The sequence below is a fragment of the Streptomyces sp. NBC_01294 genome (genome assembly GCF_035917235.1).
GTDB classification, from domain to species: domain Bacteria; phylum Actinomycetota; class Actinomycetes; order Streptomycetales; family Streptomycetaceae; genus Streptomyces; species Streptomyces caledonius.
In genome coordinates this window covers 6,086,011-6,111,030 of record NZ_CP108423.1, presented here as the reverse complement: position 1 = coordinate 6,111,030, position 25,020 = coordinate 6,086,011, and the positions used below count along the sequence as shown (strand labels likewise).

The 25,020-nt window shown below is 69.8% G+C and carries 21 protein-coding genes and 1 tRNA gene; 13 read left to right on the top strand and 9 right to left on the bottom strand.

Features of this window, described 5'->3' with window-relative positions; genetic code table 11:
• Positions 1-22 precede the first annotated feature (22 nt).
• Positions 23-2,743, bottom strand: a complete 2,721-nt coding sequence (gene polA / locus OG534_RS27620) for a DNA polymerase I (RefSeq protein ID WP_326591541.1) — start codon at positions 2,741-2,743, stop codon at positions 23-25.
• Between the two features lie 198 nt (positions 2,744-2,941).
• On the opposite strand from polA, the gene OG534_RS27615 reads away from it, so the two are divergent.
• The 8 genes from OG534_RS27615 to OG534_RS27580 all read left to right on the top strand — a co-directional run bounded on the left by OG534_RS27615 (position 2,942) and on the right by OG534_RS27580 (position 12,705).
• Complete coding sequence (locus OG534_RS27615; RefSeq protein WP_326591540.1) at positions 2,942-5,212, top strand: FdhF/YdeP family oxidoreductase; 2,271 nt, start codon at positions 2,942-2,944, stop codon at positions 5,210-5,212.
• Positions 5,213-5,266: 54 nt separating this feature from the next.
• On the top strand, positions 5,267-5,779 hold the full coding sequence (locus OG534_RS27610; protein WP_326591539.1) for a hotdog fold thioesterase: 513 nt from the start codon (positions 5,267-5,269) through the stop codon (positions 5,777-5,779).
• A gap of 177 nt (positions 5,780-5,956) precedes the next feature.
• Positions 5,957-6,355, top strand: a complete 399-nt coding sequence (locus tag OG534_RS27605) for a hypothetical protein (protein ID WP_326591537.1) — start codon at positions 5,957-5,959, stop codon at positions 6,353-6,355.
• 539 nt (positions 6,356-6,894) lie between these two features.
• Positions 6,895-8,127, top strand: coding sequence for a branched-chain amino acid ABC transporter substrate-binding protein (locus OG534_RS27600; RefSeq protein ID WP_326591536.1), 1,233 nt, complete (start codon positions 6,895-6,897; stop codon positions 8,125-8,127).
• 108 nt (positions 8,128-8,235) lie between these two features.
• On the top strand, positions 8,236-9,168 hold the full coding sequence (locus OG534_RS27595; protein WP_326591535.1) for a branched-chain amino acid ABC transporter permease: 933 nt from the start codon (positions 8,236-8,238) through the stop codon (positions 9,166-9,168).
• A 5-nt stretch (positions 9,169-9,173) separates the two neighbouring features.
• Entirely contained in the window at positions 9,174-10,898 is a 1,725-nt protein-coding gene (locus tag OG534_RS27590; protein ID WP_326593887.1) for a branched-chain amino acid ABC transporter permease, read from the top strand.
• Between the two features lie 5 nt (positions 10,899-10,903).
• Entirely contained in the window at positions 10,904-11,992 is a 1,089-nt protein-coding gene (locus OG534_RS27585) for an ABC transporter ATP-binding protein (protein ID WP_326591534.1), read from the top strand.
• Positions 11,989-12,705, top strand: a complete 717-nt coding sequence (locus OG534_RS27580; protein WP_326591533.1) for an ABC transporter ATP-binding protein — start codon at positions 11,989-11,991, stop codon at positions 12,703-12,705. Before OG534_RS27585 ends, OG534_RS27580 begins: the two co-directional genes overlap by 4 nt.
• Positions 12,706-12,776: 71 nt before the next feature.
• Here OG534_RS27580 and OG534_RS27575 read toward each other — a convergent pair whose 3' ends face one another.
• Entirely contained in the window at positions 12,777-13,430 is a 654-nt protein-coding gene (locus OG534_RS27575; protein ID WP_326591531.1) for an ANTAR domain-containing response regulator, read from the bottom strand.
• Positions 13,431-13,529: 99 nt separating this feature from the next.
• On the opposite strand from OG534_RS27575, the gene OG534_RS27570 reads away from it, so the two are divergent.
• From OG534_RS27570 to OG534_RS27560, 3 genes are all read left to right on the top strand, one after another.
• A tRNA-Leu gene (locus OG534_RS27570) sits at positions 13,530-13,602 on the top strand.
• Between the two features lie 129 nt (positions 13,603-13,731).
• Positions 13,732-14,478, top strand: a complete 747-nt coding sequence (locus OG534_RS27565; RefSeq protein ID WP_326593886.1) for a helix-turn-helix domain-containing protein — start codon at positions 13,732-13,734, stop codon at positions 14,476-14,478.
• Positions 14,479-14,507: 29 nt separating this feature from the next.
• Positions 14,508-15,074 carry a GNAT family N-acetyltransferase gene (locus tag OG534_RS27560; protein WP_326591529.1) on the top strand — a complete coding sequence of 189 codons (567 nt, stop codon included), beginning with the start codon at positions 14,508-14,510 and terminating at the stop codon, positions 15,072-15,074.
• Between the two features lie 225 nt (positions 15,075-15,299).
• Here OG534_RS27560 and OG534_RS27555 read toward each other — a convergent pair whose 3' ends face one another.
• Both OG534_RS27555 and OG534_RS27550 read right to left on the bottom strand, forming a co-directional pair.
• On the bottom strand, positions 15,300-15,788 hold the full coding sequence (locus tag OG534_RS27555; protein WP_326591528.1) for an SCO4225 family membrane protein: 489 nt from the start codon (positions 15,786-15,788) through the stop codon (positions 15,300-15,302).
• Positions 15,789-15,884: 96 nt separating this feature from the next.
• Positions 15,885-16,340 (bottom strand): MarR family transcriptional regulator, encoded by a 456-nt coding sequence (locus OG534_RS27550; protein WP_326591527.1) that lies wholly within the window; start codon positions 16,338-16,340, stop codon positions 15,885-15,887.
• Between the two features lie 62 nt (positions 16,341-16,402).
• On the opposite strand from OG534_RS27550, the gene OG534_RS27545 reads away from it, so the two are divergent.
• The gene (locus OG534_RS27545; protein WP_326591526.1) at positions 16,403-16,654 is read left to right on the top strand and encodes an EF-hand domain-containing protein; all 252 of its coding nucleotides are present in this window, start codon (positions 16,403-16,405) and stop codon (positions 16,652-16,654) included.
• Positions 16,655-16,977: 323 nt separating this feature from the next.
• Here OG534_RS27545 and pyk read toward each other — a convergent pair whose 3' ends face one another.
• Both pyk and OG534_RS27535 read right to left on the bottom strand, forming a co-directional pair.
• Positions 16,978-18,405 (bottom strand): pyruvate kinase, encoded by a 1,428-nt coding sequence (gene pyk, locus OG534_RS27540; protein ID WP_326591525.1) that lies wholly within the window; start codon positions 18,403-18,405, stop codon positions 16,978-16,980.
• Between the two features lie 171 nt (positions 18,406-18,576).
• Complete coding sequence (locus OG534_RS27535) at positions 18,577-19,278, bottom strand: SIMPL domain-containing protein (protein ID WP_326591524.1); 702 nt, start codon at positions 19,276-19,278, stop codon at positions 18,577-18,579.
• Between the two features lie 128 nt (positions 19,279-19,406).
• Here OG534_RS27535 and OG534_RS27530 point away from each other — a divergent pair, with 128 nt between their 5' ends.
• Positions 19,407-21,206 (top strand): bifunctional metallophosphatase/5'-nucleotidase, encoded by a 1,800-nt coding sequence (locus OG534_RS27530; protein WP_326593884.1) that lies wholly within the window; start codon positions 19,407-19,409, stop codon positions 21,204-21,206.
• Between the two features lie 109 nt (positions 21,207-21,315).
• Here OG534_RS27530 and OG534_RS27525 read toward each other — a convergent pair whose 3' ends face one another.
• From OG534_RS27525 to OG534_RS27515, 3 genes are all read right to left on the bottom strand, one after another.
• Positions 21,316-21,903 carry a DUF1963 domain-containing protein gene (locus OG534_RS27525; RefSeq protein WP_326591522.1) on the bottom strand — a complete coding sequence of 196 codons (588 nt, stop codon included), beginning with the start codon at positions 21,901-21,903 and terminating at the stop codon, positions 21,316-21,318.
• Between the two features lie 82 nt (positions 21,904-21,985).
• On the bottom strand, positions 21,986-23,395 hold the full coding sequence (locus tag OG534_RS27520; protein WP_326591520.1) for a lysine N(6)-hydroxylase/L-ornithine N(5)-oxygenase family protein: 1,410 nt from the start codon (positions 23,393-23,395) through the stop codon (positions 21,986-21,988).
• Positions 23,392-24,780 carry a pyridoxal phosphate-dependent decarboxylase family protein gene (locus tag OG534_RS27515; protein ID WP_326591519.1) on the bottom strand — a complete coding sequence of 463 codons (1,389 nt, stop codon included), beginning with the start codon at positions 24,778-24,780 and terminating at the stop codon, positions 23,392-23,394. Before OG534_RS27515 ends, OG534_RS27520 begins: the two co-directional genes overlap by 4 nt.
• Positions 24,781-25,020 lie beyond the last annotated feature (240 nt).

Sequence of the window (25,020 nt, the reverse complement as noted above, 5' to 3'; positions counted from 1 at the left end):
GACGGGCGTGCGCGTACGCGGGTCAGTGCGCGGCGGACTCCCAGTCCGGGCCGACGCCCACGGACACGTCCAGCGCGGCCCGGAGCTCGACGGCGGCGCCCATCTCGCGGCGCACCAGCTCCTCGACCCGCTCGCGCTCGCCCGGGGCGATCTCCAGCACGATTTCGTCGTGGACCTGGAGCAGCATCCGCGACCGCAGGCCGGCCTCGGCGATCGCCTTGTCCACGCGCAGCATCGCGACCTTGACGATGTCGGCGGCGGTGCCCTGGATCGGGGCGTTGAGCGCCATCCGCTCGGCGGCCTCGCGGCGCTGGCGGTTGTCGCTGTTGAGGTCGGGCAGGTACCGGCGGCGGCCGAAGACCGTCGCCGTGTATCCGGTGGCCCGGGCCTCGTCCACGACGCGCTGCAGGTACTCGCGGACCCCGCCGAACCGCTCGAAGAACGTCTCCATCAGGCCGCGCGCCTCGGCGGGCTCGATGTTCAGCTGCTGGGCGAGGCCGAAGGCGGAGAGCCCGTACGCGAGGCCGTACGACATGGCCTTGATCTTGCGGCGCATCTCGGCGTCGACCGCGGACCGCTCCACCCCGAACACCTGGGAGGCGACGGTGGTGTGCAGGTCCTCGCCGGTCGCGAACGCCTCGATCAGACCCTCGTCCTCGGAGAGGTGGGCCATGACGCGCAGCTCGATCTGGCTGTAGTCGGCCGTCATGAGGGACTCGAAGCCCTCGCCGACGACGAAGCCGCGGCGGATGGCGCGCCCCTCGTCGGTGCGCACCGGCACGTTCTGCAGGTTGGGGTCGGTGGAGGACAGCCGGCCGGTCGCGGCGACGGTCTGGCTGAAGCTGGTGTGCACCCGGCCGTCGGCGGCGATGGTCTTGACCAGACCCTCGACGGTGACGCGCAGCTTGGCCTGCTCACGGTGGCGGAGCATGATCACCGGCAGTTCGTGGTCCGTCTGCGTGGCCAGCCAGGCCAGCGCGTCCGCGTCCGTGGTGTAGCCGGTCTTGGTCTTCTTCGTCTTCGGCAGGTCCAGCTCGCCGAAGAAGACCTCCTGCAGCTGCTTGGGCGAACCGAGGTTGAACTCGTGGCCGACCGCCGCGTGCGCCTCCTTCACCGCCTGCTGCACGGCGCCGGCGAACTGCTGCTCCATGGCCTCCAGGTGGTCGCGGTCGGCGGCGATGCCCGACCGCTCCATCCGGGCGAGGAGCTCGGACGTCGGCAGCTCCATGTCGTGCAGCAGCTCCGCGGCACCGACCTCGGCGAGCTTGTCGGTGAAGGCGTCGCCCAGGTCCAGCACCGCGCGGGCCTGCCCCATCAGCGCCTCGGCCTCGGCCGTGTCGTCGGCGCCGAAGGCCAGCTGGCCGTCGGCGGCGGCGGGCGCCAGCTCCCGGTGCAGGTACTCCATGGACAGGGCGTCCAGGTCGAAGGACCGGCGGCCCGGCTTGACCAGGTAGGCGGCGAGCGCGGTGTCCATGGCGACACCCGCGAGGCTCCAGCCGTGCTCGGGGAAGACCCGCATCAGGCCCTTGGCGTTGTGCACCACCTTGGGCTTGGCCGGGTCGGCGGCCCAGGCCGCGAAGGCCCGCTCGTCGGCCTCGTCCAGCTCGGCGGGCGTGAACCATGCGGCGGCGCCAGCGGCCGCAGCGAGCCCGATCTCGCTGATGCTGCCCTGGCCCAGGGCCCAGCTGTCGACGGTCGCGATGCCCAGCGGCCCGCCCGCGTGGCTCTCCAGCCACGGCGCCAGCTCGCCCGTGCCCAGCACGGACCCGTCCAGCTCGACACTGGCCGCGGGAGCCGGGGCGGGCTCCTCGGCGGCGCCCGGGTCCACGGCGAGCAGCCGCTCGCGCAGCGAGGCGTTGCGGATCTCCAGCACGTCGAGCACACCGAGCATGGCGGTCCGGTCGTACGCGACGCGGGCCAGGTCGGCGGGGGCCTTGGGCAGTTCCACGTCCTTGACCATCTCGGTCAGGACCCGGTTGAGCTTGACGGCCTCCAGGTGGTCCCGGAAGTTCTGCCCGGCCTTGCCCTTGACCTCCTCGGCACGCTCCACGAGCTCCGCGAACGACCCGAACTGGGTGATCCACTTGGCTGCGGTCTTCTCGCCGACGCCCGGGATGCCCGGCAGATTGTCGGACGGGTCGCCGCGCAGCGCCGCGAAGTCCGGGTACTGCTGCGGGGTGAGCCCGTACTTCTCCTCGACCTTCTCCGGCGTGAACCGGGTGAGCTCGGAGACGCCCTTCGTCGGATACAGCACGGTGGTGTGCTCGGACACCAGCTGGAAGGAGTCCCGGTCGCCGGTGACGATCAGCACGTCGAAGCCGGCGGCCTCCGCCTGCGTCGCCAGCGTCGCGATCACGTCGTCGGCCTCGAAGCCGTCGACGGCGAACCGCGGCACGTGCATCGTGTCGAGCAGCTCGCCGATCAGCTCCACCTGCCCCTTGAACTCGTCGGGGGTCTTGGAGCGGTTCGCCTTGTACTCGGGGAACTCGGTCGACCGCCACGTCTTGCGGGACACGTCGAACGCCACCGCGAAGTGCGTGGGCGCCTCGTCGCGCAGCGTGTTCGCCAGCATCGACGCGAAGCCGTAGATGGCGTTGGTCGGCTGGCCCGTCGCGGTCGTGAAGTTCTCCGCGGGCAGCGCGAAGAACGCCCGGTACGCCAGGGAGTGCCCGTCCATGAGCATCAGGCGGGGGCGGTCCGCTGCGGTCGTCTGGTCGGTCTTCTTCGATGCTGAATCTGCCACGCCCCGATCCTAGGCGCCCCCACCGACAATTCCGGCCCGTCGCCTCCCCCGGCGCATCCACCCCATCGGACGCCCCCGGCGCACCCGCCCAGGGCCGGTGAGCCCCGGACCGCTCTCCCCTCGTTCCGTGGTCCGTGCAAGGATCGAAGGACGCGGCCACACGTGCTGCATACGTACGCACGCTCGAAGGGGAGCGCGATGGCGACCAAGCCGCCCACAGGCGATCCGATACAGGACGCACCGCAGGTCACACCGCCCAAGCACGCGGCCGCCGGCCTGCCGGCGATCGGGCACACCCTGCGGATCGCCCAGCAGCAGATGGGCGTGGCCCGCACCGCCCGCACGCTCCTCAAGGTCAACCAGAAGGACGGCTTCGACTGCCCCGGCTGCGCCTGGCCCGAGGGCGACAAGCGGCACACCGCCGAATTCTGCGAGAACGGCGCCAAGGCCGTCGCCGAGGAGGCCACGCTGCGCCGGGTCACCCCGGAGTTCTTCGCCGCGCACCCCCTCGCCGACCTGGCCACGCGCTCCGGGTACTGGCTGGGCCAGCAGGGCCGCATCACCCAGCCCGTGTATCTGGCGGAAGGCGCCGACCGGTACGAGGCGGTCAGCTGGGAGCGGGCCTTCTCGATCATCGCCGAGGAGCTGACCGCCCTCGCCTCCCCCGACGAGGCCCTCTTCTACACCTCGGGCCGTACCAGCAACGAGGCCGCGTTCCTCTTCCAGCTCTTCGCCCGCGAGTTCGGCACCAACAACCTGCCCGACTGCTCCAACATGTGCCACGAGTCCTCGGGCTCCGCGCTGAACGAGACCATCGGCATCGGCAAGGGCAGCGTCTCCCTCGAAGACCTCCACCAGGCCGACCTGATCATCGTCGCCGGGCAGAACCCGGGCACCAACCACCCGCGCATGCTCTCCGCCCTGGAACAGGCCAAGTCCGCCGGCGCGAAGATCATCTCGGTGAATCCGCTGCCCGAGGCCGGCATGGAGCGCTTCAAGAACCCGCAGACCCCCCTCGGCATGCTCAGGGGCACCGCCCTCAACGACCTGTTCCTGCAGATCCGCATCGGCGGCGACCAGGCCCTCTTCCGCCTCCTGAACAAGCTGGTCATCGAGGCGGGCGGCGCCACCGACGAGGCCTTCATCCGCGAGCACACCCACGGCTACGAGGAATTCGCGGCCACCGCCGAGGAAGCCGGCTGGGAGGAGACCCTCACCGCGACGGGCCTGACCCGGCCCGAGATCGAGCGCGCCCTCGCCCTGATCCTGGCCTCCGAGCGCACCATCGTCTGCTGGGCCATGGGCCTCACCCAGCACAAGCACGCCGTCGCCACCATCCGCGAGGTCGTCAACCTCCTCCTGCTGCGCGGCAACATCGGCCGCCCCGGCGCCGGCGTCTGCCCGGTCCGCGGCCACTCCAACGTGCAGGGCGACCGCACCATGGGGATCTTCGAACGCCCCGCGCCCGCCTTCCTCGACGCCCTCGACAAGGAATTCGGGATCACCTCGCCGCGCGGGCACGGCTACGACGTGGTCCGCTCCATCCAGGCGATGCGCGACGGCAAGGCCAAGGTCCTCTTCGCCATGGGCGGCAACTTCGTCGGCGCCACCCCCGACACCGAGGTCACCGAGGCCGCGATCCGCCGCACTGCCCTGACCGTGCACGTGTCCACCAAGCTGAACCGCTCCCACGCGGTCACCGGCCGGCGCGCCCTGATCCTGCCCACCCTCGGCCGCACCGACAAGGACGTGCAGGCGGGCGGCAAGCAGTTCGTGACCGTCGAGGACTCCATGGGCATGGTCCACGCCTCCCGCGGCAACCTCGCCCCCGCGAGCCCCCACCTGCTCTCCGAGCCCGCGATCGTGGCCCGGCTGGCCCGCGCCGTCCTCGGCCCCGCCTCCACCACCCCGTGGGAGGACTTCGAGCGCGACTACGCCTCGATCCGCGACCGGATCGCCCGCGTGATCCCCGGTTTCGAGGACTTCAACACCAAGGTGGCCCGGCCCGGCGGCTTCCAGCTCCCGCACGCCCCGCGCGACGAGCGCCGCTTCCCCACGAAGACCGGCAAGGCCAACTTCACCGCCGCACCCGTGGAGTACCCCCGCGTGCCGCAGGGACGGCTGCTCCTGCAGACCCTGCGCAGCCACGACCAGTACAACACCACGATCTACGGCCTCGACGACCGCTACCGCGGCATCACCGGCGGCCGCCGCGTCGTCATGGTCAACCCCGCGGACGCCGCGGAGCTGGGCCTGGCCGACGGCTCGTACACGGACCTGGTCAGCGAGTGGAAGGACGGCGTGGAGCGGCGGGCGCCCGGCTTCCGCGTCGTGCACTACCCGACCGCCCGCGGCTGCGCGGCCGCGTACTACCCCGAGACCAACGTGCTGGTCCCGCTGGACTCCACCGCCGACACCAGCAACACCCCCGCGAGCAAGTCCGTCGTCGTGCGGTTCGAGCCCGCCTGATAGAACGACCTCAGCACAAGCAGGTTAACGAGCGTTGACGAACGGAGCCGGCCCATGGGTCAGCAGCACGCTGTGAAGTTTCCGCAGGACGTACTCGACGAGTACGCGGCCCTGGGCATCGACCTGCCCGCGCTGTTCTCGGCGGGCGACCTCGGCGAGCGGATGGACATCCGCATACTGGAAGCCTCGGCCGAGCGGGTCGTGGCCACCATGCCGGTCATGGGCAACACCCAGCCCTACGGACTGCTCCACGGCGGCGCCTCCGCCGTACTGGCCGAGACCCTCGGCTCCATCGGCGCGATGATGCACGGCGGCATCACCAAGATCGCCGTCGGCGTCGACCTGAACTGCACCCACCACCGGGGCGTGCGCTCCGGCACGGTGACCGGCGTCGCCACCCCCGTGCACCGCGGCCGCTCCACCACCACCTACGAGATCGTGGTCAGCGACGAGCAGGACCGGCGCGTGTGCACCGCCCGCCTGACCTGCCTGCTGCGCGACGTCGACCAGGTGGCCGGCGCCCCCGCCGGGGCCTCCGAGGCCCCTGAGGGCCCCGCGGGAGCCTGACGCGGGCCGCGACGCCCCCCACCCGACAGGCCCGGATCCCGCCCCCAGGGCGGCGGATCCGGGCCTGCGCCCGTTCTCGGACCGGTCCGTACCCGGCAACCGCCCGGAATCCGCCAGTCCGCACGCTTCCCCGCGCCATCTGTTGTGTCACCGATGGTGACCGCCTACCGTCCCCCCATGGGGACCATGCCTCGCACGGCCCGGTACGCCGCCCACATCCTCCTCGCGGCGCTCGCCCTGACCGGATGCTCGTCCTCCGCGCCACCCTCCGCGGCGGACTCCGGGACCCCTTCCGCCACCCCCTCGTCGCCCGCGCAGATCTGCACGGCCCTCGTGTCCTACTGGGCGAAGGAGACCCTCAAGGGCTCCCGGTGGGCCGGTCTCGACTGGGAGCAGAAGGGTCTGTCGAACGGCCAGTACGCGATCCACGAGGACGCCGTCGCCGCGGGACGCGCCGAGGAGCGAACTGGCGGGCGGGACAAGGCACTTGAGCTGATCGACCGGTTCACGGCCCGGCGCTGCGCCGAAGAGGCCGGTGCGACCGGGAACGCAGAGATCCAGCCACCCCCGACGTGACCCGGGTCACCGCATTCCCGTGCGCACTGTCCGCCTTCCGGGCAGACCCGCCCGTCCGGCCGAAGCGCAGGTCGGAGGCCATGTCGGCCCCACCACAAGATCCATCTGGCGAGAACACACCGCCCCGAACATTACTTAAAGTAATGGCGATGTCGTATGGAATCCGCCTTTTCCCTCGAGAAGGGCAACCCGGAGGATTCCTTCGGATACACAGGGCCACATTCGGCTCAATTTGATCTAAGACAGGTGCATGGAGGCTTCAAGCCCCTTAGGCGAACAGGTAATTCTCAGGATGCGGACACTATTCGCCGTCACAAATGTCCGGCTTGTCCACACTCCCGCCACACATTCTTGGCCTTGGCATAACAAGAGCGTCACATCATCCATTTGCCGCTCCCCGTGCTCGCCACCTCGGGCCTAGAGTCACGGCCAGTCACCGCGCCTCAGAGCGCAATCAGCACGGCCGTGGACCTCCCAGTGCGGCCCGGCGACTTAACGGCACCTCGACAGAGGGAGCCGCGCCAGGGAAAGGAAGAATCGTGCGACACCGTTCTTTGCTCGTCCTCACCACCGTGATCACCACGGGAGCACTGACCCTCACCGCTTGCGGATCGCGCGACGGAGGCACCAAGGACAACGGCGGCGGCAAGAAGACCGTCGTCGTCATCGGCGTCGACGCCCCGCTCACCGGTTCGCTCTCCGCGCTCGGTCAGGGCATCAAGAACTCCGTCGACCTCGCGGCCAAGACGGCCAACAAGAACAACGAGGTCCCGGGCATAGAGTTCAAGGTCGAGGCCCTCGACGACCAGGCGGTCCCCGCCTCCGGTCAGGCCAACGCCACCAAGCTCGTCGGCAACAAGGACGTCATCGGCGTCGTCGGCCCGCTGAACTCCGGCGTCGCCCAGCAGATGCAGGGCGTCTTCGCCTCCGCCAAGCTGGCGCAGGTCTCGCCCGCCAACACCAACCCCTCGCTCAGCCAGGGCGACAACTGGGGCAAGGGCGAGTTCAAGCGGCCCTTCGACACCTACTTCCGCACCGCCGCCACCGACGTGGTCCAGGGCAAGTTCGCCGCCCAGTACCTCTTCAGGGACGCCGGCAAGAAGAAGGTCTTCATCGTCGACGACAAGCAGACCTACGGCGCCGGCCTCGCCGCGATCTTCGCCGACGAGTTCAAGAAGCTCGGCGGCGAGGTCGCCGGCACCGACCACGTCACCGTGAAGGAGACCGACTTCTCCTCCACCGCCGACAAGGTCAAGTCCTCCGGCGCCGACTCCGTCTACTTCGGCGGCCAGTACCCCGAGGGCGGCCTGCTCGCCGACCAGATCAAGAAGACCGGCGCCACCATCCCCCTCATGGGCGGCGACGGCATCCAGGACCCCGCCTTCATCAGCGCCTCCGGTGAGGCCAACGAGGGCGACCTGGCCACCTCCATCGGCTACCCGGTCGAGAAGCTCGACACCGCCAAGAAGTTCATCGAGGACTACAAGGCCGAGGGCTACAAGGACCCGTACGCCGCCTACGGTGGCTACTCCTACGACGCCGGCTGGGCCGTCATCCAGGCCGTCAAGGCCGTCGCCGCCGCCAACGGCGGCAAGCTCCCCGACAACGGCCGCGCCGCGGTCGTCGAGGCGCTCGCCAAGGTCTCCTTCGATGGCGTGACCGGCAAGGTCGCCTTCGACCAGTACGGCGACACCACCAACAAGCAGCTCACGGTCTACAAGGTCGAGGGCGGCAAGTGGATCGACGTCAAGAGCGACACCTTCAACCAGTAAGCCCGTAGCACCCAGCACCACCCGTAACACCTGAACCAACGCCGCGCGAGGGCGCAAACAGCGCCCTCGCGCGGAGTCTTATCCGACACGCTCATCGGAGGCCCTGCGGTGCACGAACTGCCGCAACAGCTGGCCAACGGCCTGGCCCTCGGTGCTCTCTATGGCCTCATCGCCATCGGGTACACCATGGTCTACGGCATCGTCCAGCTCATCAACTTCGCCCACGGCGAGATCTTCATGATCGGCGGCTTCGGCGCGCTCACCGCCTACGCCATCCTCCCGACCGGCACCTCCCTGCTGATCGCGATACCCGTCATGATCGTCGGAGGTGCAATAACCTCCGTCGCCGTGGCCTGCGCAGCCGAACGCTTCGCCTACCGCCCCCTGCGCAGCGCCCCCCGGCTCGCACCCCTCATCACCGCAATCGGCCTCTCGATCGCGCTCCAGCAGCTCGTCTGGCAGTTCTACCCGGACGCCAAGAAGGCCGTCAGCTTCCCCGAGTTCACGGGCCCGGCCTTCAAGATCAGCGACACCCTGGCGATCCAGCGCGCGGACCTCTTCGTCCTCATCCTCGCCCCGCTCTGCATGCTCGCCCTCGGCGTCTTCGTCCAGAAGAGCCGCAGCGGCCGCGCCATGCAGGCCACCGCGCAGGACCCCGACACCGCAAAGCTGATGGGCATCAACACCGACCGCATCATCGTCATGGCCTTCGCCATCGGTGCCGCGTTCGCCGCCGTCGCAGCCGTCGCCTACGGCGTCGACAAGGGCCAGATCAACTTCGAGATGGGCTTCATCCTCGGCCTCAAGGCCTTCACCGCAGCCGTCCTCGGCGGCATCGGCAACATCTACGGAGCCATGGTCGGCGGCGTCGTCCTCGGACTCGCCGAAGCCCTCTCGATCGCCTACATCGAAGAGATCCCCGGCATGTCGCAGCTCGGCGGTGGAGCCTGGTCCAACGTCTGGGCGTTCGTCCTCCTCATCGTCGTCCTCCTCGTGCGGCCCCAAGGCCTGCTCGGCCAGCGCGTCACGGATCGGGCGTGAGAACCATGACCACCAACACCACCCCGCAGACCGACACGGTGAAGCAGGGCCCCGCCCCCACCACGCTCCTCTACGCGGTCATCGCCGGCAGCCTCCTGGCCATCGTCAGCGCCTACCTCGCGTGGACCTGGACCGCCGACTTCCCCGGCGACCTGACCTACTACGGCAGCCCCGCCGGCCTCCAGATGATCACCCTCGTCGGAGCCGCCCTCACCGCCGCCCACGCGCTCTCCGCGCTCGGCGTCAAGGGCTTCCGCTGGCTCACCCCCGCCGGCTCCCGCAAGGCCATCTGGTTCCTGGCCCTCGGCAACCTCGCCGCCACCTGGTTCACGGTCCTCGCGATCTGCGTCGTCCTCGGCGGAGTCGTCAACCTCGAACCCGGCGCCTACGTCGCCCTCGTCGGCTCGCTCATCCCGGCACTCGCCGCGTACAAGCTCCCCGACGACACCCGCAAGGCCGCGGCCCCCGCCAAGGAGCTCCCCTCCTGGGCCGAAATCCTCATCATCACCGCCGTCTTCGCCCTCGGCCTCTTCGTCATCACCTTCGGCATCGACACCGATGACAAGGAACCGCAGCTCTTCGTCGCCTACCTGATCACCGTCGGCTTCGCAGCCCTCGCCCTGACCAAGTCCGGCCTCAAGGACCGCCTCGGCCTCATCACCGCGAAGAACCGCCAGGTCACCCTCATCGGGACCGCGGCCGCGGCGATCGCCTTCCCCTTCATCCAGCAGAGCGGCGACACCTACACGCTCATCGCGGTCAACATCCTGATCTTCGCGACCGTCGCCCTCGGCCTCAACATCGTCGTCGGCCTCGCCGGCCTCCTCGACCTCGGTTACGTCGCCTTCCTCGGCGTCGGCGCCTACGCCGCCGCCCTGGTCTCCGGCAGCACCGCCTCCGCCTTCGGCATCCACCTCCCCTTCTGGGCAGCGGTCATCGTCGGCGCCGTCGTCTCGCTCGTCTTCGGCGTCGTCATCGGCGCGCCGACCCTCCGCCTGCGCGGCGACTACCTCGCCATCGTCACCCTCGGCTTCGGAGAAATCTTCCGCATCGCCATGGGCAACCTCGACGGCACCTCCGGCCCCGACATCACCAACGGCCCCAACGGCATCCCCAACATCCCCCACCTCGAAATCCTCGGGTGGAACTTCGGGGAATCCCACGTGGTCCTCGGTGTCACCCTCGGCGCCTACGCCAACTACTACTTCCTGATGCTGCTCGTCATGGCACTGGTCGTCGTGGTCTTCGCCCGTGCCGGCAACAGCCGCATCGGCCGCGCCTGGGTCGCCATCCGCGAGGACGAGACCGCCGCCGAAGCCATGGGCATCAACGGCTTCAAGGTCAAGCTCATCGCCTTCGCCCTCGGCGCCACCCTCGCCGGCCTCGCCGGCACCGTCCAGGCACACGTCAACACCACGGTCGTCCCCGAGAACTACGTCTTCGCCGGGCCCGTCCCGCCGAACTCCGCGTTCCTCCTCGCCGCCGTCATCCTCGGCGGCATGGGCACCATCCGCGGCCCCATCCTCGGCGCCGCACTCCTCTTCCTGATCCCGGCGAAGCTGGCCTTCCTCCAGGACTACCAGCTCCTCGCCTTCGGCATCGCCCTCATCCTGCTCATGCGCTTCCGCCCCGAAGGCCTCATCGCCAACAAGCGCGCGCAGCTCGAGTACCACGACGACACCGCTGACCAGGCCCCCGCGGACCTGGCCACCGCCAAGGCGGGGGCGTGAACATCATGACGACCACCACAGACACCACCACGAAGACCACGGTTCTCGAAGCCAAGGGCGTCACCATGCGCTTCGGCGGCCTCACCGCCGTCAAGGGCGTCGACCTCCAGGTCAACGCGGGCGAGATCGTCGGACTCATCGGCCCCAACGGCGCCGGCAAGACGACCTTCTTCAACTGCCTCACCGGGCTGTACGTCCCCACCGAGGGATCCGTCAGCTACAAGGGCACGGTCCTGCCGCCGAAGCCCCACAAGGTCACCGAGGCCGGCATCGCCCGCACCTTCCAGAACATCCGGCTCTTCCACAACATGACCGTGCTGGAGAACGTCCTCGTCGGACGCCACACCCGCACCAAGGAAGGCCTCTGGTCCGCCCTGCTGCGCGGCCCCGGCTTCAAGAAGGCCGAAGCCGCCAGCGAAGCGCGCGCCATGGAACTCCTCGAGTTCATCGGGCTGGAGAACAAGGCCCAGCACCTGGCCAAGAACCTCCCCTACGGCGAACAGCGCAAGCTGGAGATCGCCCGCGCCCTCGCCAGCGACCCCGGCCTCATCCTCCTGGACGAGCCCACCGCCGGCATGAACCCGCAGGAAACCCGCGCTGCCGAAGAACTCATCTTCGCCATCCGCGACATGGGCATCGCCGTACTCGTCATCGAGCACGACATGCGCTTCATCTTCAACCTCTGCGACCGCGTCGCCTGCCTCGTCCAGGGCGAGAAGCTCATCGAGGGCACCGCGTCCGAGGTCCAGGGCGACGAGCGCGTCATCGCCGCCTACCTGGGCGAGCCCTTCGAGGGCGACCCGGGCGCCGCCGAGGACGCCGAGGTCGTGGCCGCGGAAGTCGCCGCGGCTGCCACGTCCACCGCCGCGGACGCCGAGGCTGAGGTCGAGACTGAGGCCGAGGCTGAGGCCGAGGCCGAGGCTGAGGCCGAGGCTGAGGCGGACGCCGAGGCCGACGCGGACGCCGAGCCCGAGGCGGACGCCGACACCCCGGCCGACGCCGACGCGGACACGGACGCCGACACGGACGCCGACGCCGACGCGGACACGGACAGCACCACCAGCACCACCAGCACGGAAGGAGAGGCCAAGTGACCGCACTGCTCAAGGTCGAGGACCTCAAGGTCGCCTACGGCAAGATCGAAGCCGTCAAGGGAATCTCCTTCGAAGTCAACGAAGGCGAAATCGTCTGCCTCGTCGGCACCAACGGCGCCGGCAAGACGACCACCCTGCGCACCCTCTCCGGGCTCCTCAAGCCCAAGAGCGGCAGCATCACCTTCGACGGCCAGCCCCTCGCCGCCGTCCCCGCCCACAAGATCGTCTCCCTGGGCCTCGCCCACTCCCCCGAGGGACGGCACATCTTCCCCCGGCTGACGATCGCCGAAAACCTCCAGCTCGGCGCCTTCCTGCGCACCGACAAGGAGGGCATCGAGAAGGACGTCCAGCGCGCCTACGAGATGTTCCCCATCCTGGGCGAACGCCGCAAGCAGGCCGCCGGCACCCTCTCGGGCGGTGAGCAGCAGATGCTCGCCATGGGCCGCGCGCTCATGTCCCAGCCCAAGCTGCTCATGCTGGACGAGCCCTCCATGGGCCTCTCGCCGCTGATGATGCAGAAGATCATGGCGACCATCAAGGAGCTCAAGGCCGCGGGCATGACGATCCTGCTCGTCGAGCAGAACGCCCAGGCGGCGCTCTCGCTCTCCGACACGGCGCACGTCATGGAGATCGGCAAGATCGTCCTCTCCGGCACCGGCCGGGACCTCCTCCACAACGAGGACGTCCGCAAGGCCTACCTCGGCGAAGACTGATCCGAAAACGTGTGAGGCCCGCCTCCCCTCGGGGGGAGGCGGGCCTCACGCATGTCCTGGCCTGCTTGCCGCTACTTGCCGCTGTCCTTCTTCTTCGCCTCGGCGTCCTCGATGACCACCTCGGCGACCTGCTGCATGGACATCCGACGGTCCATGGACGACTTCTGGATCCAGCGGAACGCGGCCGGCTCCGTCAGCCCGTACTGCGTCTGCAGGATGCTCTTCGCCCGGTCCACCAGCTTGCGGGTCTCCAGCCGCTGGGACAGGTCCGCGACCTCCTGCTCCAGCGCACGCAGCTCGGCGAAGCGGGAGACGGCCATCTCGATGGCGGGCACCACGTCGCTCTTGCTGAACGGCTTCACGAGGTACGCCATGGCCCCGGCGTCCCGGGCCCGCTCGACGAGGTCGCGCTGCGAGAACGCGGTGAGCATGAGCACGGGGGCGATGGACTCCTCCGCGATCTTCTCGGCCGCGGAGATCCCGTCCAGGACCGGCATCTTCACGTCGAGGATGACCAGGTCGGGCCGGTGCTCACGCGCGAGCTCCACGGCCGTCTGGCCGTCACCGGCCTCGCCGACGACGGAGTAGCCCTCTTCTTCGAGCATCTCTTTGAGGTCGAGACGGATGAGCGCCTCGTCCTCGGCGATGACGACGCGGGTCGTCAGCGGCGGAACGTGCGGCTGGTCGGCGTCGGGCGTGGGCGTCGACTCGTGCTCGGCGGTCACGGGGGCTCCTTGTTGCAAGGCGATTCAGCTCCCCCGAGCCTACCTAGCTCCTGTATGTTTGTGACACGGAGGGTCTTCGGTATCCTTCGTTTCGAAGGGGCCCCGGTAGCCCAGCGGTAGAGGCAATGGATTCAAAACCCATTCAGCGTCGGTTCGAATCCGACCCGGGGTACTTCTCCTTCAATTTCAAGGTCGCAAAGCGAATTCTGCGATCTTCACTCGTCACGGTGAACGAAGCTTCGAATTGCGGCCAACCGGACGAACGACCGCGAGGCTCCCGGGTGTGGAGCACAATCCTTCGATACGCGAAGAAGCAGTCCTGCTGTTACGCCGAGGCGTGACCAACAGAGTCGTGGCCGAGCATTTGGGCGTCCCCCGGGGCACTGTGGGCTGGTGGCGACATCAGGACCGGAAGCACCGGGGCGAGATCTACGAGCAGCCGACCGACTGTCCGAGGTGTACGGGCCGGGAACCCGATCAGCCTGCGTATGCCTACCTCCTGGGCCTCTACCTCGGCGACGGCCACATCATCTCGAAGTACAAGCAGCACCACCTGTCCATCTTCTGCGACGCCTCACGGCCAGGACTCATCGACGCCGCCGAGGAAGCGATGCATCTCGTCATGCCCCAGCCCAAAGTGGGCCGACGCCACCGACAGGGCTGCGTGGAGGTCAAGTCGTACACGTGGCACTGGACGTGCCTGTTCCCGCAGCACGGGCCGGGCAAGAAGCACGAGCGGCGCATCACCCTGGAGGACTGGCAGCGGGTGATCGTCGATGCCCACCCCTGGGAGTTCCTCCGCGGGCTCATCCACTCCGACGGGTGCCGGACCATCAACTGGACCGTCCGCAACGGCAAGCGGTACGAGTACCCCCGGTACTTCTTCACCAACAAGTCGGACGACATCCGGAAACTGTGCACGGACACGCTCACCAAGGTCGGCGTCCGGTGGACGATCCTGGCGCGGGGCAGCGACCCGTTCAACGTCTCCATCGCCCGACGGGAGTCCGTCGCGCTGATGGACGCCCACATCGGGCCCAAGTACTAGGCAGGTTCCGGCCTGCCTAAGCTGCCACCGTGAACGAGACGACACACGACATACGGATCAGGCCGGGCGGCCCGGACGACGCGGCGGCGATTCTGGGGATGCTCGACTCCGCGGTGGCCTGGATGAACGCGCGCGGCAATACCGAGCAGTGGGGCACGGTTCCGTATTCGGAGAGGCCCGGTGGGGTGGAGCGGGTCGGGCGGTACACGACCGAGAACGCCCCGTACATCGCGGAGTTGGACGGGGTGCCGGTCGGCGCGCTGGTGCTGGATTCCGGGCCGAGCCCCCAGATGCCGATCGCGCCGGCCGGGGAGCCGGAGCGGTACGTGCGGCTGCTGGTGTCCGATCGGCGGTACGCGGGTCTGGGCGTCGGGGCGGCGCTGCTGGTTCACGCGGCCGAGGAGACCCGGCGGGCCGGGGTGGGGCTGTTGCGGGTGGATTGCTGGGCGGGTGGTGGCGGCGGCCTGGTCGCGTTCTACGAGCGCAACGGGTTCGCCCCCACCGAGGCGTTCCTGGACGGGGAGTGGCCGGGTCAGGTGCTGGCCCGGCGGGTCGGCCAGGGATTGTCCGGCACCCCGTACGCGAGCCGGTGCTGAACCAGTCACGTGATCCGCCGGGCAGGACCTGGCGGGTCGTCTGCCGGGCTGCAGGGGCGGTCCAGGATGCGTTGATGCAGCCCTCCGGTCCCGGCCGACGGTGAACGCCGCCCTGCGCTCCGAAGGAGCTGATCCCGCCACTGGTGGGGGGATGGCCGTGTACGGCCGCGCGACGTGGTGGACAAGGTCCTCAAGGGCGCGCGCAGGCACCCTGAGCTATGCCTGTCAGGGGGCCTGCCGGCGGTGTGCGAGGAGGCCGGTCAGGCCGCGTACCAGCGCCCAGAGCGCCGTGGCGTTGACCAGGGCGCAGGCCAGGATGACACCGTAGAACCCGAACCCCAGCCACATGTCGGACAGTTCGGCGCCGGGCAGGTCGTACGCTCCCGAGTCGGTCGGGAGCGGCCCCTCGGGCACGGGCACGGGCTCGGGTGTCTCCCCGGGCAGGGGCTCGGGCGCGGGCTCGGGCTCGGGCGGCGGCACGGGGCCCGTGTGGGCGGGCGGGGTGATCTCCGGCGTCCCGACCGTTTCGGGATCGGGCACGACCAGGCTCAGGGCCAGGAGGCTGAGGGGTGCGGTGGCCAGCATCGGCCAGATGCCGGCGAATCCGGCGTCCCCGGTCCGGACGAGCACGTCCACCCAGACCAACAGCCCGATCACCACGGCCAGGTAGACAGCCGGAATCCACACTTCAAGTCTTGACCGACGTCGTCTCACGACTTCTCCCCGTTCGTCCGACAGCCAGTATCGGAACGGTGGGGCCGGCGCGCCTGAGTACGACTACTCAGGCTTCGGGCGGGCCGGGCGGGGGGTCTAGGGGAGGTCGCCGGAGCCGCCGAGGTTGGCTACGAGGCGGCGTAGGACGTCGATGGTGGTGGCGTACTCGGCGTCGGAGATGCCCTGTCGCATGCGTGTGTGGATGTGGGCGTTGCGGTCGTGGGCGCGGGTGCGGCCGGCTTCGCCTGCTTCGGTGAGGGTGAGGCGGTTGTCGGTCTCGGTGATCCAGCCGCGGGTGGTGAGGTCGTCGTAGAGGGCTTCGAAGTCGGTGTTCTGGTCGTCGAAGGGGGCGAGTTTGGTGGTGAGGGTGGTGCGGGTCCAGGTGCCGGGGGTGGCGGCGATGTGGTTGAGGGTCCACCAGTGGGGCTGGGTGAGGGTTTCTTCGGCGAGGGCGGTGCGGAGGCCGCCGATGGCGAGGTTGGCGGCTTCGCGGGTCCAGTAGCCGATGGGCTGGGCGGCGAGCTGCTCTTGGGAGTATTCCTTGATCGTCATGTGGTGACCGTATGACCTCGAGTTAGGTTGAGGTCAAGGCTGAACGATGAAGGGTTTCCGTGATGAGTGAGAAGGCTCGCAAGCTGTTCGAGGCGCTGGATCTGAACGACGACGGTGAGCTGACCCGTGTGGAGGTGATTACGGCTCTGCGGTCGAAGGGGCCGACGTTGGCCGCGCAGGGTGATCTGCCGTATTGGGGGCTGGGGGATGCGGATGCGTCGTCGGCGCTGTTCGATGCGGCGGATGCGAACGGGGATGCGGTGTTGACGTTCGAGGAGTTCGCCGCTGTCGTCGATCGCCGTTTCGGCTGGTAGTCGATCCGGCCGGCCTGGTTGGTTCGCGGTGGGCTGCGTGGGTGCGGTGACCGCGTCGGGCGGGGCGCTTCCCCGGTGGTGTGGGGTGAGGGCCGGTGGGGTGCCCGACGCGGTGCGTTGCGTGCGTGTGGTGCCGGGGCCGCGGCTGCCGCGGCGGGCGGTCTAGTGCTGTGGCCGGAGAGGTTTGCCGGGGCGCGGCGTCCGGTGCGGTGCATCGCAAGGCGGAGGGCCGCAGCTCGTACTGGACGTGCGTGCGCGGTCCGACAACGCGGCGAGGTGCCGTGCCGGGGGCCGTGACGCGGTGAACCTTGCCGGTGACGGCACTAGCGGACTGCGTCGCCGATGTGGTGGATGCGGACGAGGTTGGTGGATCCGGTGACGCCGGGGGGTGAGCCGGCGGTGATGACGACGGTGTCGCCGGGTACGCAGCGGCCGATGCGGAGGAGTTCTTCTTCGACCTGGGCGACCATGGCGTCGGTGGAGTCGACGTGGGGGCCGAGGAAGGTTTCGACGCCCCAGGTGAGGTTGAGCTGGGAGCGGGTGGCGGGGTCGGGGGTGAAGGCGAGGAGGGGGATGGGTGAGCGGTAGCGGGAGAGCCGGCGGACGGTGTCTCCGCTCTGGGTGAAGGCGACGAGGAATTTGGCGTCGAGGAAGTCGCCCATTTCGGCGGCGGCGCGGGCGACGGCTCCGCCTTGGGTGCGGGGCTTGTTGCGTTCGGTGAGCGGCGGCAGGCCCTTGGCGAGGATGTCTTCTTCGGCTGCTTCGACGATGCGGGACATGGTGCGTACGGTTTCGACGGGGTATTTGCCGACGCTGGTTTCGCCGGAGAGCATGACGGCGTCGGTGCCGTCGATGACGGCGTTGGCGACGTCGGAGGCTTCGGCGCGGGTGGGCCGGGAGTTGTCGATCATCGAGTCGAGCATCTGGGTGGCGACGATGACGGGCTTGGCGTTGCGCTTGGCGAGTTTGACGGCGCGCTTCTGGACGATCGGGACCTGTTCCAGGGGCATTTCGACGCCGAGGTCGCCGCGGGCGACCATGATGCCGTCGAAGGCGGCGACGATGTCGTCGACGTTGTCGACGGCCTGGGGCTTTTCGATCTTGGCGATGACGGGGAGGCGTCGGTCTTCTTCGTCCATGATGCGGTGGACGTCCTGGATGTCGCGGCCGCTGCGGACGAAGGAGAGGGCGATGACGTCGGCGCCGATGCGCAGGGCCCAGCGGAGGTCTTCGATGTCTTTTTCGGAGAGGGCGGGGACGGAGACGGCTACGCCGGGGAGGTTGAGGCCCTTGTGGTCGGAGACCATGCCGCCTTCGATGACGCGGGTGTGGACGCGGGGGCCGTCGACCTCGGTGACTTCGAGGGTGACGCGGCCGTCGTCGACGAGGATGCGTTCGCCGGTGGTGACGTCGGCGGCGAGTCCTTTGTAGGTGGTGCCGCAGGTGTGGCGGTCGCCTTCGTGGTCTTCGACGGTGATGGTGAATTCGTCACCGCGTTCAAGGAGTACGGGTCCTTCGCGGAAGCGGCCGAGGCGGATCTTCGGGCCTTGAAGGTCGGCGAGGATGCCGACGCTGCGGCCGGTCTCGTCGGAGGCCTTGCGTACGCGCTGGTAACGCTCCTCGTGTTCGGCGTAGGTGCCGTGGCTGAGGTTGAAGCGGGCGATGTCCATTCCGGCTTCGACCAGGGCTTTGATCTGGTCGTATGAGTCGGTTGCGGGGCCCAGGGTACATACGATTTTCGCTCGGCGCATGAGGCGAGCGTATTCCCCTACCAGGGAGTAGGTAATCGCTTCCGGGTGTCCACTCAACAACCTTTGAGCAAAAGGTTGTTGACAACTGTTGAATGTGCGTGGGGGTGCTCTGATGAGCACCCCCCGGGGCGTCGTTTGCGGGTTCTTCAGAGTGCTTTCGGAGTGGGTTCTTCAGAGTTGTGGCGGGGTCATGGTGAAGCGGGCGTTCACCTGTGCGTAGACGGTCTGGCGCTGGGGTTCGAGGTCGAGCGGCGGGGGGCCGGCGTCCTCTGCGGCGCTGAAGGCCATGGTGCGCATGCCGGAGCCGGGGGCGGCGGCGAAGGGGGCGGCGTTCTCGGCGCCGAGGTCGGCGAGTTCGACGAGGGCGGCGAGGCGGGCGCCGAGGGCTTCGGCGTATTCGCGGGCGCGCTGGACGGCTTCGAGCACGGCTTGGCGGCGGGCCTGGCCGTGGGCGGGTGAGGTGGGGCGCAGGGCCCACCAGGGGCCGTCGACCTGGGTGAGTTCGAGGTCGGCGAGGCGGGTGGTGAGTTCGCCGAGGGTGGTGAAGTCGCTGAGTTCGGCGGTGATGTGGACGCGGCCGTGGTAGGCGCGGATGCGTTCGGCGCGGCCGTGGCGGGTGAGTTCGGGGGTGATGGAGAAGGCGCCGGTTTCGAGTTTTTCGACGGGGTCGCCGTAGCTCTTGACGAGGTCGAGGACGGCGTTGTTGCGTCGGGTGAGGTCTTCGAGGGCGGTGCGCCGGTCGGTGCCGCGGGCGCTGACGGTGATGCCGATCCGGGCGATCTCGGGGTCGACTTCGAGGCGGGCTTCGCCGCGGACTGCGACGCGGGGGACTTCGGGGGTTCCGTAGGGCTGGTGCGATGCGTCCTGGGTCATGGCTTCACTGTCGCACTGCCGCTCGGACGGGTGTGGTCATCGGATCGAAACCTGGTGGGGGTGTTGCTGCTTGTTACCGGTGGGTCAGAATCTACGCGCGTTGTTCAGGCCTCAAAAGGGGAGATGGCATGGCGTTCGACCGCAGGACGTTTCTGGGGACCACGGCTGCGACCGGTGCGGCCGTGGCGTTGACGGGGGCCACGAGCACCCCGGCTGCCGCCGCACAGGATGTGAAGGGGCCGCGGCCCCGGACGTACGCGTTCACGGTGATGGGCACGACCGACTTGCACGGGAATGTCTTCAACTGGGACTACTTCACGGACAAGGAGTTCGACGACAAGGCGCACAACGACGTCGGTCTGGCGAAGATCTCGACGCTGGTGGATCAGGTGCGGGCGGAGAAGGGGCGATGCAACACGCTGCTCATCGACGCGGGTGACACGATCCAGGGCACGCAGTTGTCGTACTACTACGCGAAGGTGGATCCGATCACGGCGCGGCGGGGTCCGGTGCACCCGATGGCGCAGGCGATGAACGCGATCGGGTACGACGCGGCGGCGCTGGGGAACCACGAGTTCAATTACGGCATTCCGGTGTTGCGGAAGTTCGAGGAGCAGTGCGACTTCCCGTTGCTGGGGGCGAACGCGCTGGATGCGAAGACGCTGCGGCCGGCGTTCGCGCCGTACAGCATGCACCGGTTGCGGACTCCGCACGGGCCGGATGTGAAGGTGGCGGTGCTGGGGCTGACGAACCCGGGGATCGCGCTGTGGGACAAGGCGAACGTGCAGGGGAAGATGACGTTCCCGGGGCTGGAGGAGCAGGCGGCGAAGTACGTGCCGCGGCTGCGTTCCATGGGTGCGGACGTGGTGATCGTGTCGGCGCATTCCGGGTCGAGCGGGACGTCGTCGTACGGGGACCAGCTGCCGTACGTGGAGAACGCGGCGGCGCTGGTGGCGGAGCAGGTGCCGGGGATCGACGCGATCCTGGTGGGGCACGCGCACACGGAGATCGCCGAGTACCGGGTGCAGAACAAGGTGACCGGCAAGGACGTCGTGCTGTCGGAGCCGCTGAAGTGGGGGCAGCGGCTGACGTTGTTCGACTTCGAGCTGACGTGGGCGAAGGGCCGCTGGTCGGTGGCGAAGGTCGCGGCGAAGGTGTTGAACTCGAACACGGTGGCGGAGGACCGGAAGATCACGCGGCTGCTGTCGGACGAGCACCGCAAGGTCGTGGCCTACGTGAACCAGGTGATCGGTACCTCGACGCAGGCGATGTCCTCGGCGGAGGGGCCGGTCAAGGACGTGGCGATCATCGATCTGATCAACCATGTCCAGGCGGACACGGTGAGGGCGGCGCTGGCGGGTACGGAGTGGGCGGCGCTGCCGGTGCTGTCGCAGGCGTCGTGTTTCTCGCGGACGGCGGCGATCCCGGCCGGGCAGGTGACGATCAGGGATGCGGCGGGTCTGTACCCGTTCGAGAACACGATGGAGGCGCGGCTGCTGACGGGTGCGCAGCTGAAGGACTACCTCGAGTATTCGGCGCGGTACTTCGTGCGGACGGCTCCGGGTGATGCGGTGGATCCGGCGAAGCTGACGAATGCCGAGGGCATCCCGGACTACAACTACGACGCGGTGTACGGGCTGACGTACGACATCGACATAGCGCAGCCGGCGGGTTCGCGGATCTCGGGGTTGTCGTTCCAGGGGAAGCCGGTGGATCCGGCGGGGCAGTTCGTGTTCGCGGTGAACAACTACCGGGCCTCGGGTGGCGGGAACTTCCCGCACGTGCCGCAGGCCAGGCAGCTGTGGGCGAATTCGGATGAGATCCGTAACACGATCATCCAGTGGGTGAAGGCGAAGGGGACGGTCGATCCGGCGCAGTTCGCGTCGGTGGACTGGCGGCTGACGCGGGCGGGCGTGCCGGTGTTCTAGTCCGGTCCGTTCGCGGGTGTGTGCGGCCGGGGCCTGCTGTGGCGGGCTCCGGCCGTCTGCGTGAGGGGCCGCGGGGTGGGCTGCGGGGTTGGGGGCTGCGGGTGGGCGGTCAGCACTGCCAGAGGAGTGTCGCGCGGCCGCAGGGGGTGCAGGTGTGTGCGTAGGCCCGGCCGGAGCCGAAGTTCATGGCGGTGACGGGGTCGGGGCCTTCGGCCAGTTCTGCGGTGAAGTCCATGGGCCGCGCGCAGGCGGGGCAGTGGGGTGTTTCGTCGTACTGGAGCCATGCGGGGGTGCCGCCGAGTCGGCCCAGGACCGTCGCGGAGGTGGGTGCCGTGGCGGCGGGTACCGCGGCGCGGACGGCTCCGAGTCCGAGCAGGTCCTCGTCCGCGTCGGGGGCCGGTACGGGTTCCAGGCGGTCGGCGGGCAGCAGGAGGGCGAGGTTGCCGCCTGCGGTGGGGCTCCATTGTTCGCACTGTCCGGGCCGGTTCGCGCACATGAACAGGGCGAGGACGCCCGGGGTGGGGGCGGTGGTGCCGGGGAGGTCGCCGAGGAGGATCTGGGCGAGGAACTGCAGGGGTCCGGCGCACGCCGCGCAGGCCGGCCATGCGGTTCCGGCGGGGGCCAGGGGCACGCCGCCGGTGCGGGTGACCGGGGCGTCCGGGGCGACCGGCCCGCCGTCGAGGAGGAGCGTCGTCATGCCGGGAATGTATGCGGGGGCGGGGTGCTGCCGGGAGCCGCCCCCTTCTGGCCGGGTGGGGGCGGGTGGGGTTCCGGGACGGTCAGGGGTGTTCGACGAGGGGGAGCAGTTCGCCGGCCGGGCGGGGGCGGGTGTGCTCGCGCTGTTCGAGGCCGAAGGTGGTGAAGGCGGTGCGCTCGGGCTGGGGGTAGGGGTTCTTGCCGGTGAGGGTGTTGAGGATCGCGGCGCTGCGCCAGGCGGCGAGGCCGAGGTCGGGGGCTCCGACGCCGTGGGTGTGGCGTTCGCCGTTCTGGACGAAGACGGTGCCGGTGACGGCGGGGTCGGTGACCATCCGGTAGTGGTCGTCGATGCGGGGGCGGCCGGAGGAGTCCTTGCGCAGGTAGGGGTCGAGGCCCGCGAGGAGGCCGTCGAGGGGGCGTTCCCGGTAGCCGGTGGCGAGGACGACGGCGTCGGTGGTGAGGCGGGAGCGGGCGCCCTGTTCGACGTGTTCGAGGTGGAGTTCGACCTTGGTGGTGGCGACGCGGCCGGCGGTGCGGACGCTGACTCCGGGGGTGAGGACGGCGTCGGGCCAGCCTCCGTGGAGGGTGCGGCGGTAGAGCTCGTCGTGGATGGCGGCGATGGTGTCGGCGTCGATGCCCTTGTGGAGTTGCCATTGGGCGGGGACGAGCCGGTCGCGTACGGGTTCGGGAAGGGAGTGGAAGTAGCGGGTGTAGTCGGGGGTGAAGTGTTCGAGGCCGAGCTTGGAGTACTCCATGGGGGCGAAGGAGGGGGTCCGGGCGAGCCAGGTGAGGCGTTCGCGGCCGGCGGGGCGGGCGCGGAGCAGGTCGAGGAAGACTTCGGCGCCCGACTGGCCGGATCCGATGACGGTGACGTGTTCGGCGCCGAGGATGCGCTGCCGGTTGTCGAGGTAGTCGGCGGAGTGGATGACGGGGACGGTGGGGGCTTGGGCGAGGGGGCGCAGGGGTTCGGGGATGTAGGGGGCGGTGCCGATGCCGAGGGCGAGGTTGCGGGTGTGGGTGCGGCCGAGGGCTTCGACTTCGCCGGCGGCGTCGAGTTGGGTGAAGTCGACTTCGAAGAGGTCGCGTTCGGGGTTCCAGCGGACGGCGTCGACTTGGTGGCCGAAGTGGAGTCCGGGGACGCGGCCGGCGACCCAGCGGCAGTAGGCGTCGTATTCGGCGCGGTGGATGTGGAACTGCTCGGCGAAGTAGAAGGGGAAGAGCCTTTCCTTGTGCCTGAGGTAGCTGAGGAAGCTCCAGGGGCTGGCCGGGTCGGCGAGGGTGACCAGGTCGGCGAGGAAGGGCACTTGGAGGGTGGCTCCGTCGATGAGGAGCCCGGGGTGCCAGCGGAAGTCGCGGCGCTGGTCGTAGAAGGCGGTGGCGAGTTCGCCTGCTCCTTGCTGCGGGAGGCCGTGGGCGAGGGCCGCGAGGGACAGGTTGAACGGGCCGATGCCGATTCCGACGAGGTCGTGGGGTGCATCGAGCTGGGCGGTCATCGGTGGGTTCTGCCTTCCAGGAGGGCGATCAGGGTGTCCAGGTCCCCCGCCGTGGTGTGCGGGTTGAGCAGGGTGGCTTTGAGCCACAGGCGGCCGTCGGCGTGGGTGCGGCCGAGGACGGCGCGGCCTTCGTGCAGGAGGGTGCGGCGCAGGGTGGCGAGCTGTTCGTCGTCGGCGTGGGTGGGCCGGAAGAGGACGGTGCTGATGGTGGGTGCCGCGTGGAGTTCGAAGCCGGGGTGGGCGTCGAGGAGCCGGGCGAGTCGGTGGGCGGTGTCGATGGTGCGGTCGACGAGTGCGGCGAGGCCGTCGCGGCCGAGGGCGCGCAGGGTGGTGGCGATCTTGAGGGCGTCGGGGCGTCGGGTGGTGCGCAGGGAGCGGCCGAGGAGGTCGGGCAGGCCGGCTTCGGTGTCGTCGGTGGCGTTGAGGTAGTCGGCCTGGTGGGCGAGGGGGGCCAGCAGGGCGGTGTCGGGGACGGCGAGGAGTCCGGCGGCGACGGGCTGCCAGCCGAGTTTGTGCAGGTCGATGGTGAGGGAGTGGGCGCGGCCGAGTCCGGCGAGTTTGTCGCGGTGGCGGGGGCTGAGGGCGAGGAGGCCGCCGTATGCGGCGTCGACGTGGAGGTCGGCGCCGTAGCGGTCGCAGAGGTCGGCGATGCGGTGGAGGGGGTCGATGAGTCCGGCGTCGGTGGTGCCGGCGGTGGCGGTGACGAGGGTGGGGCCGGGGGTGGCGGCGAGGGCCTGGGCGAGGGCGGCGGGGTCGAGGGTGCCGGTGGGGGTGGGGAGGGCGGTGGTGGGCGGGAGGCCGAGGAGCCAGGCGGCGCGCGGGACGGAGTGGTGGGCGTTGGCTCCGTGCAGGACGGTGAGGCGGGGGCCGTGGCGTTCGCGGGCGAGGAGCAGCGCGAGTTGGTTGGCTTCGGTGCCGCCGGTGGTGACGAGGGCGTCGGCGTGGGGGGTGTCGTAGAACTCGGCGGCGAGGGTGCGGGTGAGGAGGGCTTCGACGGCGGAGGCGGCGGGGGCCTGGTCCCAGGAGTCGAGGGAGGGGTTGAGGGCGCTGGCGGCGAGGTCGGCGGCGGCCGCGACGGCGAGCGGTGGGCAGTGCAGGTGGGCTGCGCAGAGGGGGTCGGCGGGGTCGGCGGCGCCGGCGGCCAGGATGTGGACGAGGGTGCGCAGGGCTTCGTGGTCGCCGGTTCCGTGGGCGGGCAGTACGTCGCCCAGTGCGGCCCGGACGCGCGCGGTCTGGGCGGCGGGGCCGCCGGCGGGGAGGGGGCCGCCGCGTTCGGCGGCGCCGGTGTGGAGGGCGTCGAGGACGGTGTCGAGGAGGGGCCGCAGGGCCGTGGGGCCGTTGGCTCCGCCGGCGAGGGGGGGCGGTGGGCCGGGCGGCGCGGTCATCGGGTCCTCCGGGGGGTGGCCGGGTGCGGGGCGGAGCACCCGGCCAGTACAACGATCCGACCCGAATGGGGTAACCGCCGGGGTTTGTCCGTGATCTGCGGCCGTCTCCCCGGCGGTTGGCCGGCTGTGGGGTGCGGGGCCCGGGCGGTCTCTGCCCGGGCCCGCGCCTCAATCACCGGCGGGGCTCCCGGATCGGGGCTCCGCCCCGGACCCGCGCCTCAAACGCCGGCGGGGCTGGAT